Source organism: Bacteroides sp. AF39-11AC (genome assembly GCF_003474285.1).
In the GTDB taxonomy this organism is placed as follows: domain Bacteria; phylum Bacteroidota; class Bacteroidia; order Bacteroidales; family Bacteroidaceae; genus Bacteroides.
In genome coordinates this window covers 254,376-265,549 of record NZ_QROH01000005.1, presented here as the reverse complement: position 1 = coordinate 265,549, position 11,174 = coordinate 254,376, and the positions used below count along the sequence as shown (strand labels likewise).

Annotated in this window: 16 protein-coding genes; 6 read left to right on the top strand and 10 right to left on the bottom strand. The window is 38.7% G+C overall.

Annotated elements, in window-relative coordinates; translation table 11 throughout:
- Positions 1–10: 10 nt before the first annotated feature.
- The 8 genes from DW036_RS12275 to DW036_RS12245 all read right to left on the bottom strand — a co-directional run bounded on the left by DW036_RS12275 (position 11) and on the right by DW036_RS12245 (position 3,204).
- Entirely contained in the window at positions 11–553 is a 543-nt protein-coding gene (locus DW036_RS12275; protein ID WP_118464645.1) for a hypothetical protein, read from the bottom strand.
- Positions 554–572: 19 nt separating this feature from the next.
- A complete protein-coding gene (locus DW036_RS12270) occupies positions 573–806 on the bottom strand; it encodes a hypothetical protein (RefSeq protein ID WP_061438345.1) in 234 nt (77 codons plus the stop codon).
- 23 nt (positions 807–829) lie between these two features.
- Positions 830–997, bottom strand: a complete 168-nt coding sequence (locus DW036_RS25535; protein ID WP_158585962.1) for a hypothetical protein — start codon at positions 995–997, stop codon at positions 830–832.
- Between the two features lie 17 nt (positions 998–1,014).
- Positions 1,015–1,764 (bottom strand): hypothetical protein, encoded by a 750-nt coding sequence (locus DW036_RS12265; protein WP_118464644.1) that lies wholly within the window; start codon positions 1,762–1,764, stop codon positions 1,015–1,017.
- 14 nt (positions 1,765–1,778) lie between these two features.
- Positions 1,779–1,919, bottom strand: a complete 141-nt coding sequence (locus DW036_RS12260) for a demethylase (RefSeq protein WP_118464893.1) — start codon at positions 1,917–1,919, stop codon at positions 1,779–1,781.
- A gap of 144 nt (positions 1,920–2,063) precedes the next feature.
- Entirely contained in the window at positions 2,064–2,360 is a 297-nt protein-coding gene (locus DW036_RS12255) for a hypothetical protein (protein WP_187374607.1), read from the bottom strand.
- A 77-nt stretch (positions 2,361–2,437) separates the two neighbouring features.
- Complete coding sequence (locus DW036_RS12250; RefSeq protein WP_118464642.1) at positions 2,438–2,992, bottom strand: response regulator transcription factor; 555 nt, start codon at positions 2,990–2,992, stop codon at positions 2,438–2,440.
- Positions 2,986–3,204, bottom strand: coding sequence for a hypothetical protein (locus DW036_RS12245; RefSeq protein WP_118464641.1), 219 nt, complete (start codon positions 3,202–3,204; stop codon positions 2,986–2,988). The genes DW036_RS12250 and DW036_RS12245 overlap by 7 nt, the downstream gene beginning before the upstream one ends.
- Before the next feature lie 125 nt (positions 3,205–3,329).
- Here DW036_RS12245 and DW036_RS12240 point away from each other — a divergent pair, with 125 nt between their 5' ends.
- The 3 genes from DW036_RS12240 to DW036_RS12225 all read left to right on the top strand — a co-directional run bounded on the left by DW036_RS12240 (position 3,330) and on the right by DW036_RS12225 (position 4,664).
- Positions 3,330–3,710 (top strand): helix-turn-helix transcriptional regulator, encoded by a 381-nt coding sequence (locus DW036_RS12240; protein WP_118464640.1) that lies wholly within the window; start codon positions 3,330–3,332, stop codon positions 3,708–3,710.
- Between the two features lie 3 nt (positions 3,711–3,713).
- Positions 3,714–3,968 carry a hypothetical protein gene (locus DW036_RS12235; protein WP_118464639.1) on the top strand — a complete coding sequence of 85 codons (255 nt, stop codon included), beginning with the start codon at positions 3,714–3,716 and terminating at the stop codon, positions 3,966–3,968.
- Between the two features lie 336 nt (positions 3,969–4,304).
- Positions 4,305–4,664 (top strand): nucleotidyltransferase domain-containing protein, encoded by a 360-nt coding sequence (locus tag DW036_RS12225; protein WP_118464638.1) that lies wholly within the window; start codon positions 4,305–4,307, stop codon positions 4,662–4,664.
- Here DW036_RS12225 and DW036_RS12220 read toward each other — a convergent pair.
- Complete coding sequence (locus tag DW036_RS12220) at positions 4,615–5,322, bottom strand: tRNA1(Val) (adenine(37)-N6)-methyltransferase (protein ID WP_118464637.1); 708 nt, start codon at positions 5,320–5,322, stop codon at positions 4,615–4,617. The two genes, DW036_RS12225 and DW036_RS12220, sit on opposite strands and share 50 nt — an antisense overlap.
- 173 nt (positions 5,323–5,495) lie before the next feature.
- Between DW036_RS12220 and lon the strand changes: the two genes are divergently transcribed.
- From lon to DW036_RS12205, 3 genes are read left to right on the top strand one after another with little or no spacing between them, the layout of a single operon-like run.
- Entirely contained in the window at positions 5,496–7,979 is a 2,484-nt protein-coding gene (lon, locus tag DW036_RS12215; RefSeq protein WP_118464636.1) for an endopeptidase La, read from the top strand.
- Positions 7,976–9,106, top strand: a complete 1,131-nt coding sequence (tgt, locus tag DW036_RS12210) for a tRNA guanosine(34) transglycosylase Tgt (protein WP_118464635.1) — start codon at positions 7,976–7,978, stop codon at positions 9,104–9,106. The genes lon and tgt overlap by 4 nt, the downstream gene beginning before the upstream one ends.
- The gene (locus tag DW036_RS12205; RefSeq protein WP_022392111.1) at positions 9,103–10,239 is read left to right on the top strand and encodes an LptF/LptG family permease; all 1,137 of its coding nucleotides are present in this window, start codon (positions 9,103–9,105) and stop codon (positions 10,237–10,239) included. Before tgt ends, DW036_RS12205 begins: the two co-directional genes overlap by 4 nt.
- A 215-nt stretch (positions 10,240–10,454) precedes the next feature.
- On the opposite strand, the gene DW036_RS12200 is transcribed toward DW036_RS12205, so the two are convergent.
- The gene (locus DW036_RS12200) at positions 10,455–10,961 is read right to left on the bottom strand and encodes a thioredoxin-like domain-containing protein (protein ID WP_118464634.1); all 507 of its coding nucleotides are present in this window, start codon (positions 10,959–10,961) and stop codon (positions 10,455–10,457) included.
- Between the last annotated feature and the right edge of the window lie 213 nt (positions 10,962–11,174).

Below are 11,174 nucleotides of genomic sequence, written 5' to 3'. Positions count from 1 at the left end.
GCTCTGGAATTCATTTGGTCCCAGTACCGCCAGGAACTGGTCGATCCAGTCGAGGTTCTCCATTCGGTATTTGATAAGGCTGTCCATTGTGCTGCAATTTATGATACTGCGAATGTAGACGTTTGAAAAGATCATGAGAAAGACATTCTTGTGCCGCTGCGTCCGGATTATGAAAAGTCTGTAGTATCCTCAGTAATGACTCAAGTTCATTAATTGAAATATCATTAATTGAAAATAGTCCACGAGAATCGACATCCAAATACATCAGTCGTATGCCTTTACTCATTTTCTGTTGTTCTTCGACGCTCCGGAGGGGAAGATCGTAATTCCGCTGACGTTGGGTGGAATATAGGGAGAAGCATTGCCCGGCATCGTTCCAACGAAGCGATTTCCATTTGGTGACTGTTTTTCTCTTTCCGGAAATGGTGACTTTCTGTACTACCGGGACCTGGCCATATACTTGACGAACAGTAGCCCCTTCTCCATAAAATACCTGGTCTAATTTATAAGAGCAAATGCTCATGGCAAGCTCAAAAATTCTTGTGCTATACATATTATTGTTTTTTCATTAGTTACTTAACACTGTTCAGCCAATCTAAAGCGTTTTGCAGATTATCTACATAATCGGCATTATAAATATATGAGACCTTATCTCCTTTTACATACTCCCGGTCATTGTCAGTCTCTCCTATTATAAACTCCATATTTGGAGTTCCTAACCGATGTACACCAATGCAATAGGTTGTATCTTCATGTTTCCTACTCTTTTTGGTTTCTAAAAGAAAAATACTATTTTCTAATTCCATTTTATGGCTCCTTTCGATACTTATTATTCATTAATTGGATGGTTATCAATATCTCCAACAAGCCATTCAATCGCAGCTTTGATGCCTTGTTCGTAAATCATACCAGGATAAATGGAAGAACCAGTCTCTTCCGCTTCTGCACATTGATTGAGCAAATCGAAAATTTCTTGCTCACTTCTTACTATATTCATTACTATCTTGTTTTACGCTAATTCATAAATTCTAATTCACAAAACAATCCACATTCCGGCATAATCTCAGTAGGGAAATCGCCACGGTCAGGAGAAAGCTCGTCAAGAAATAAAGCCTTTGTTTCATTACCGATTCTTTCTTTCAGGCAAGAATGCCCGACAACACGTTCCAATTTTGCCATACGTTCAAAATCTTCCGGGAAATCAATACGAATCTTATTCCAGTAACCCATTCCGCCACGGACGCAACCGATGCAGTTGTTATTGTGATATCCCATCTTATACATTCGAGGTAGTTCTATTCCTTCTTTTGCAAGTAAGCAGGCACAATTAGCCTTTGATAGTTGATTATCTATTAATGGGAACAATGGCTTCATGTTCGGGTATTGCTCAATCATTCGTTGTGCCCGATTGGTTTCCGATATATCAAATCCCCATACTTGACCATCCCAATATTTCAATTCATCTTCGATTTGGTATCGAAGCCGTTTTTTAAGTTCGAAGGTACATGGATAGTAATTGTGCTTACTGATTAGCCCTTTCTTTTCAATCACATCGAAATGGTTAGTATATTCCTTGCTCCGGACAATGTTTATTTTTTGACCAAACCATTGCTCACAATCATGAAGGAAGCGTAGACTATCTTCTTCTTGTGAGCCAGTGTCTGTATAGTATAGGACTACATCTTTGTACGTCTGTAAAGCTATTTTGCATGCGACAGCCGATGTTATACCACAACTGAACCATGCTATTATTATTTGACTCATTTCTTATTAAGTTATTAATTAAATCTCTCTTCTATATCTTGATAATCTATGCAGCTTATAGGAATACATAAATCAGGTTCTTCTAATTTGATGTCAGATCCGTAACATTCTATCTTTTTAGCACAATTAATACAGAGATATTCTTCATTTTCCATAATATTCCTTTTTATCTTTTTAGAAGTACCGGGAACCACCCCGGTACTATAAACCCTAACCTGGGGCTGACCCAATAGCTGTCCTTTTCAGCTGGCATATTAAATTGTTAATTATACAATCTACCCTTTACTGAGTATTTTCTTTCAATTCATGTTTTCCTTTTTCAAAGCAAGTTCTCCTGTAGACATTTTTTCTGAAAGCTCAAAAGAATCAATCAATAATGTTCTAAAACCTTTTGAGTGCAGAATTGCTCCTGCAAGCATACGTATTAGTGTTTCCCTTTTTCCAGATACATATTGTGCAAGGCTTTGTATAATAGTGCCTTTTTCAATTTCATGATCAACACATACATTCAGTACTATTGCAATATCATACTCTTTACAAACAGCTTCAACGTGCTTAATAAGCTCCCTCATTGCTTTATCCCGTTCTTCTATCATATTCATTGTATTGTTTATTAAGTTAGTAAATCATCGTGCGGAGCCAGGAATCGAACCCGGATAACCTTACACCGCTTTTATTTAAGATGGTGGACATGCCAATAAGTTATCATTTCCGGTATGTCATGCAGTCCCAGGCGAGCTTTTATATTTTCTCGATGCCGAATAATGGTAAACTTGGAAAGGGAAAGTTTCGCCGCTATGTCTTCAGTTCGAATGTTTGCAACAATTAGTCGATACACCTCCATCTCTCTATCTGTCAGACTGGTATCAATTTCAGGTTTACAAACAACTCCTTCTAATTGACACTCGCCACGAAGAGGGCATTTCACCTCCTCAAAAATGAAATGCCCATTGGAATCAATATCATGACTAAATTGATCGTATTCGCCAAAATTACAGCGACAAAAACGATGAACGACAGAGTATTCAAAGAATGTTTTATTCATTGTACGCTTTGAATATAGTTCCATCAATGCTGCATAAGCTTTAGGATAACGATCACTGATTATTGTAAGCATAGGGGATATGAGCTCGCGATCTTCTTCTTTTAAGCGACGTGCAGGCTGGTTGACTTCTTTAATTATAACATCCCCATCTGGAGTGTTATAAAATTCAATATTGGCTAACATGGCATTACTTGTTTTATATCTTCAATTATTCTATCTATCAATCTTTCTTCTAATGGTTTGAAAGTATTATGCCGAAGTTTATAATAGAAAGTTGTATAAGACATTCCACTTTCTGCAAGAATACGGTTTCGCATTGTTTCCTTACTATCATCTGGTAAACTATCATAGTAGTCTTTAAATACCATTTTTGCAATTTTCTGTTCTTTTTCCATGATTAGTACAATTTTTAGTGCTATATTTATACTGCAAACATAAATAATAATATTCACACAGCAAAGAATTATTTGCTATAATAATATTATTGTTTATTATTTAGACAAAATATAAATAATAGTTTATGATTAGACCAGATAAATTAGCTCAATTGATTGAAGAAAGAAGAATTGTAAAGACCAAACTTTGTGAGGAGCTTGAGATATCCGTTATGACACTGAACAATTTCTTAAATAAGGGCTCTGAAATTGGTTCTAATAAACTTGAAAAAATAGCAGATAAGTTTCAGGTACCTATCGACTATTTTTATGATCGTGAAGTCGAAATAGATGAACGATGGCATATTGGGCATAATGTGAATGGTAATGGCAATAAGGTGTCTGGAGATATCACTTTAAGTGAATGTCAGAAGGAAATACAACACCTTACGCAATTACTTCACGAAAAACAGGCTATTATCAACGAAAAGGAAAGAACAATTCAAATTCTATTAAATAATAAATAGGACATGGAAAATGGAATAAGTTTTGAGACGCCTCAAGATTCATTTATTGAGGTTACAGGAGAGCTTTATCAAATGAATTCTATCCTGAATCGCGAAGCTACTCTTATTATTAATATATCTCATATCGTAGCGGTGCGTAAAGATAAAGATAAAGCATGTTTCTATTTAATTAATGGTTTAAGAATCAGAACACAAAGGCAGTACTATGAAGTTGAGCAAACTCTGATAGGGAAATGTAACTTCATTGGTACAGTGTGATAAATGAGTAGACAATAATAGACAATAAATGACAAATAGACATTTATACATATTGCTAAAAGATTAATAGTCAAAGCTGGGTTAGTGGGGAGCCTTCTCCCGCTACCCCGACAGTAAGGTGAAAGAGGGTGTTATAAATGACACCTTCTTTTTTTTTTAAATAACTGGACACTTTTTCTATTAATCTTATCATTCCATTATAAAAAGTAATGAGGGTGAAGCTATCGAAATAGTAAAAAATATATTTGAAGAATACGCTGTATTATTAAAGCAATTGAATGTTAAGTTAACTCAAGAGAAATCAAATATAGAAAATAATGTTTATCCGGAATAACTATGTACGGATTAAGTGATATTGTCATAGCTGATATTTGTAGTGTGCTTGAGAAGCATGCTAATATAGAAAAGGCTGTAATTTTCGGTTCACGAGCTAAAGGTAACTATGGAGAAGGATCGGATATAGATCTTGCTATAGTGGGGAATGATGTTTCTTTCAATCAATTGATGGATATAAATATTCAAATAGAAGATTTGGGGTTGTTGTATAAAGTAGATGTTATTAATTATAATAAGAATATCGGTACTCCAATTGGAGACCATATAAATCGAGTAGGTTTACTGTTCTATGAAAAAAAAAGTAATATAATCACATCTTTAAATAAAACTCTTTTGTCAACGCAATGTATTCCGGTGTAAATTGATTGCGTTCTACCTCAATACGTAAAGTTTCCTCCATACATTTTTGTTCCTGATGCCCGAATGCGATAAGCACTCTCTTGCTCGGCTTGCCTGGTTTAGTAAAAACATGAAGGCGTCGTGAAGGGTATAATTTGTATTTCCAGGCTGTGTCAATTACTAACTTCTCTGCTTCAGTAGGGATGATGATACATATCCTTCCCTGGTCTTCAAGAAGGTGTGCCGAACGCTGGAAAAGTAACTCGTAATTCAGCTCGCAGGTATGACGTGCCATATTGCGTTGCTTATCAGGGCAATTTAAAGCATCAACAAAATAAGGTGGGTTAGAAACTATCAAATGATATTTATTATCCGTTTGAAATAAACTGAAATCATTACAGATTACTTCTATCCTATTTGCCCACGGAGAACGCGCTATGTTTTCTTCTGCCTGAGTTGCTGCGGCTTCATCTATTTCTATAGCTGTAATTTGTGAAAGTGGATTGCGTTGGGCTAGCATTAAGGCTATCAATCCTGTGCCGGTACCAATATCGAGAATTTGTTGAGGGGCTCCAGCTTCTGCCCAGGCACCCAAAAGAACTCCATCTGTACCTACTTTCATGGCGCATTTATCATGCCATATAGTAAATTGTTTAAACTGAAAATAAGGATTTGGCATAGCTTACAGTTATTATTTAAGGGCAAAAATAGGTAAAGTCGGGAATATTACGACTAATTTGGCACTGTTTTTGTCTTTTTATAGAAAAGGTGCTTTATATTAATGAAGAATAGATTAACTTTGCAGTCGCTTTGTAAGCCCTGTCAGTGTGACATAAACTTAAAAAGAACAAAATGAAGAAAAGACTTTACCTAAAAGATATGGAGACGAGAGAAGATGGAAACTCTTTCTCAGTAATTGCTGATTTTGAGGGGAATGAGGAACAATTGATGGATATTGAAGTGAATGAGATACTTCCGATATTGCCTTTACGGAATATGGTTTTATTTCCAGGCGTGTTTATGCCGGTATCTGTCGGGAGAAAGACTTCCATGAAATTAGTGCGTGAAGCAGAAAAGAAGAGTGCATATATCGGAGTAGTCTGTCAGAAAGCGGCTGAAACGGAAATGCCGATGTTGGAAGATTTGCATACCATCGGTACGGTAGGTAAGATTATCCGTATCCTGGAGATGCCTGATCAGACAACAACGATTATCCTGCAAGGCGTCAAACGTATGGAGTTGGAAGAAATTGTAGATACAACTCCGTATTTGAAAGGACGAGTAAAGGCACTGGAAGAAGATATTCCTGATAAAAATGATAAAGAGTTCCATGCTTTGGTGGAAGCTTGTAAGGATCTGACTATAAGATATATCAAATCATCTGATATGTTCCCGCAGGATTCTGCATTTGCTATCAAGAACATTACTAATCCTATGTTTCTGGTAGATTTTATTTGCACGAATCTTCCATTGAAGAAAGATGAAAAGATTGAGTTGCTACGTATTGACTCATTGCGGGCACGTACTTACCGTTTATTGGAGATACTGAATCGGGAAGTGCAGCTTGCCGAGATTAAGGAGTCCATACAGATGCGTGCACGGGAAGATATTGACCAACAACAACGTGAATACTTCTTGCAACAGCAGATTAAAACCATTCAGGATGAACTGGGTGGCGGTGGTCAGGAACAGGAAATTGAAGAGTTGCGCCGCAAAGCACTCACAACTAAATGGAGTGTAGAAGTGAGAGACACCTTTATGAAAGAGGTGGATAAATTGGAGCGTACACATCCGCAATCTCCTGATTACAGTGTGCAGCTTAATTATCTGCAAACAATGTTGAGTTTGCCATGGGGAATATATACTACTGATAATCTCAATCTGATCAATGCCGAAAAGACTTTAAATAAAGATCATTATGGCTTGGAGAAGGTGAAAGAACGTATTTTGGAGCACTTGGCTGTATTGAAGTTGAAAGGTGACATGAAGTCGCCTATTATCTGCTTGTACGGCCCTCCGGGAGTGGGTAAAACTTCTTTGGGACGTTCTATCGCTGCTGCTTTGAAGCGTAAATACATTCGTATGTCATTGGGTGGTGTGCATGATGAAGCTGAAATCCGTGGACACCGAAAGACATATATCGGTGCTATGCCGGGACGTATTATCAAGAGTCTGATCAAGGCAGGTTCATCAAATCCGGTGTTTATCTTAGACGAAATTGATAAAGTTAGCTCAGATCGTCAGGGCGACCCCTCTTCTGCCCTGCTCGAAGTACTCGACCCGGAACAGAATACAACATTTCATGATAACTTCCTGGATGTAGATTATGATTTGTCTAAAGTGATGTTCATAGCTACTGCAAACAACCTGAATACTATTCCTGGACCGTTGCTCGACCGTATGGAGTTGATTGAGGTAAGTGGTTATATTACTGAGGAGAAGATTGAAATAGCCCGCCGCCATCTGGTTCCGAAAGAGCTGGAAGCCAACGGTATGAAGAAGAATGATATCAAGATACCGAAGAATACGTTGGAGGCAATTATCGAGTCGTATACCCGTGAAAGCGGTGTACGCGAACTGGAGAAGAAAATAGGAAAGATACTTCGTAAGTCTGCACGCCAGTATGCTACAGATGGTTATTTTGCCAAACAGGAAATCAAGCCGGGAGATTTATATGAATTCCTCGGAGCACCGGAGTATACCCGTGATAAATATCAGGGTAATGATTATGCTGGTGTAGTCACCGGACTGGCATGGACTGCTGTAGGTGGAGAAATCTTGTTTGTAGAAACCAGTTTAAGTCGTGGAAAAGGCGGACGCTTGACATTGACCGGAAATCTGGGCGACGTCATGAAGGAATCTGCAATGCTGGCTTTGGAATATATCAAGGCACATGCTTCTTTGTTAAATCTGGATGAAGAAATCTTTGATAATTGGAATATCCACGTACATGTGCCGGAAGGTGCTATTCCTAAGGATGGACCTTCAGCCGGTATTACGATGGCCACATCTCTTGCTTCTGCCCTCACCCAACGTAAGGTAAAAGCAAATCTTGCTATGACAGGAGAAATAACACTTCGTGGTAAAGTGCTTCCCGTAGGAGGTATTAAGGAAAAGATTTTGGCTGCCAAACGTGCTGGTATCAAGAACATTATCTTGAGTGAAGAGAATCGTAAGAATATTGATGAAATACAGGAAATCTACCTCAAGGGATTGACTTTCCACTACGTGAAAGATGTGAAAGAGGTATTTGCTATTGCGCTGACCAATGAAAAGGTAGCCGATGCCATTGACCTGTCCGTAAAAAAAGAAAAGACAGAAAAGAAAGCAGAATGACATTCGACTTACAATATACAGATAGTAAAAGTAATGCGCGTGCAGGATTGATAACCACCGATCACGGGCAGATAGCAACACCTATCTTTATGCCGGTAGGTACCGTAGGAACGGTGAAAGGTGTGCATGTAACCGAACTGAAAGAAGATATCGAGGCGCAGATCATATTAGGAAATACCTATCATCTGTATCTGCGTCCGGGATTGGATGTATTGGAAAAAGCCGGAGGACTTCATAAGTTCAACGGCTTTGACCGTCCGATGTTGACGGATAGTGGTGGATTCCAGGTCTTTTCATTGTCGGGTATTCGTAAATTACGGGAAGAAGGTGCAGAATTCCGTTCACATATTGATGGTAGCAAACATATCTTCACCCCCGAAAAGGTAATGGACATCGAACGTACGATTGGTGCAGATATTATGATGGCTTTTGACGAGTGCCCTCCGGGAGATTCGGATTATGCGTATGCCAAAAAGTCATTAGGACTGACGCACCGTTGGCTGGACCGTTGTATTCAGCGTTTCAATGAGACGGAACCAAAATATGGATACCAACAGTCGCTCTTCCCCATTGTGCAGGGATGTGTTTATCCTGATCTTCGCAAGGAGTCGGCTGAATTCATCGCATCGAAGGGGGCAGATGGTAATGCTATCGGTGGTTTGGCGGTAGGTGAGCCGGTAGACAAGATGTATGAGATGATTGAGTTGGTGAACGAGATTCTGCCGAAAGATAAACCCCGTTATCTGATGGGTGTAGGTACACCGGTGAACATCCTGGAAGGTATAGAGCGTGGTGTAGATATGTTCGACTGTGTGATGCCAACCCGAAACGGACGGAATGGTATGCTGTTTACCAAAGACGGTATTATCAATATGCGCAATAAGAAATGGGAAACAGACTTCTCTCCTATTGAGGCAGACGGAGCTTCCACTGTAGATACTTTATATAGTAAAGCGTATCTGCGCCATCTGTTCCATGCACAAGAATTGCTGGCTATGCAAATTGCATCTATTCATAATTTGGCTTTTTATCTGTGGCTGGTGGGTGAAGCTCGCAAACACATCATTGCCGGTGACTTCTCTACATGGAAACCGATGATGGTAAAACGCGTATCGACAAGGTTATGAAAAAACTGAACTGGAAAATAAAAGGTATAAAGTTGCCGGATAACTGGAAGTGGTTGAAGCGGCTCGACTTCTACATTATCAAGAAGTTCCTCGGAACTTACGTGTTTGCCATTGCATTGATTATCTCTATTGCAGTGGTATTCGACTTTAATGAGAAGATGGATAAGTTCATGTCACACGAAGCGCCATGGAAAGCCATTATTTTCGATTATTATCTGAACTTTGTTCCTTACTTTGCCAATCTGTTCAGCCCGCTGTTTGTGTTTATTGCGGTTATCTTCTTTACTTCAAAACTGGCTGAAAACTCGGAGATTATTGCGATGTTTTCTACCGGAATGAGTTTTAAGCGGATGCTTCGACCTTATATGGTGTCGGCTGCCATTATTGCAGTAGTAACCTTTTGCTTAGGTTCTTATGTAATTCCTAAGGGGAGTGTGACACGTATCAACTTTGAGGATAAGTACTATAAACAACGTAAATCAAATACTGCCCGAAATATTCAGTTGGAAGTGGATTCGGGAGTAATTGCCTATATTGAACGTTTTGAAGATCATAGCAAGACAGGATATCGTTTTTCACTGGATAAGTTTAAAGATAAGCAGTTGGTGTCTCATCTTACGGCTCGTTCCATCACCTATGATACGGCATCTGTTCATAGGTGGACCATTAAGGATTACATGATACGCGAGATGGACGGCATGAAAGAAAATATTGTTAAGGGGGATCGTATTGACAGTACCCTTTTCATGGAGCCTGCCGATTTTCTTATTATGAAAAATCAACAGGAAATGATGACCAGTCCACAATTAAGTGAATATATTAGCAGACAGCGACAGCGTGGATTTGCCAATATCAAGGAATTTGAGATTGAATATCACAAGCGCATTGCCATGTCGTTTGCGTCGTTTATCCTTACGTTGATAGGTGTTTCTCTTTCTTCGAAAAAGACGAAGGGCGGAATGGGATTGCATTTGGGTATAGGTTTGGCATTAAGTTTCTCATATATCCTTTTCCAGACGATTGCTTCTACTTTTGCTGTAAACGGTAATGTGCCTCCGGTAATTGCCGTATGGATACCGAATATACTCTATGCTTTCATTGCATTCTACTTGTATCAGAAAGCACCGAAATAAGGAATATAACCGAATGAATAAAAAATAAGAAGCCCCTCCTGCTCCTTGTGTTACCACAAGTGCAGGAAGGGCTTTTTTGTTGTATCCATTTCCTCTTTTGTCTTTTGCTTCTTCATAACTTTAACGATGCATTCTCATCGTATGCGTATTTAGAAGCAACCCCACTTTCGTCTTACAGGTTCTTTAAATCTTTCATGGCAATGTGCAGTGAAAGCTTAATTCAAGTAAGCTGAAAGTTCTGCAGCAGAGATGTTTTTGGCTATAATCACACCATTATCATCCAGTAAATAGTTAGTAAATCCCCGGCCTAAACGGTATTTTTTAAAGATGCCGGACGACTCGCCTTTAGTTTCCACGAAACAGGTGGGCGTAACTATTTGGTCCTTACGAATGGTTTCCTCGAAGATAGATTGATATTCATCGAATGATACGGAAACCATTTCCACATTGTTGTTTTGAGAAGTTGAACGAAGTGCATTGCTTAAACTTGCGTTTTGCATCCGGGATTGCGCGTCGTAACTTGCCCAGAAACTGAGTAACACATATTTTCCCTTCATCTTGGACAGATTTTGAGTCGGTTGTTGCTCAGCTGACATAGCTTTGATTTTAAAATCAGGGGCTATGTCACCCACATTTAAACCTCCGGTAGGTTTGTCTTTTTCTACGAAAGAAGTCAAGGAACTAATTAGTAATACAACAAAAATCCATTTTACATGCTTCATGTAAGGCGGTTTTGGTTAATACTGGTTGATTTATAGGTGTTTGTCGGACGATGAAATAACGTCTTAACAAACAAATATACGATCAACGTTTACTAAGATTATAGAACCATTTGTTCCAAATCGGGGACAAAGGTACAATATTATTATAGAAAATCAAGTAAACGATTAACTTTTTCATGTTATATAACATGTTTTGCATCTCAGGATATCCCT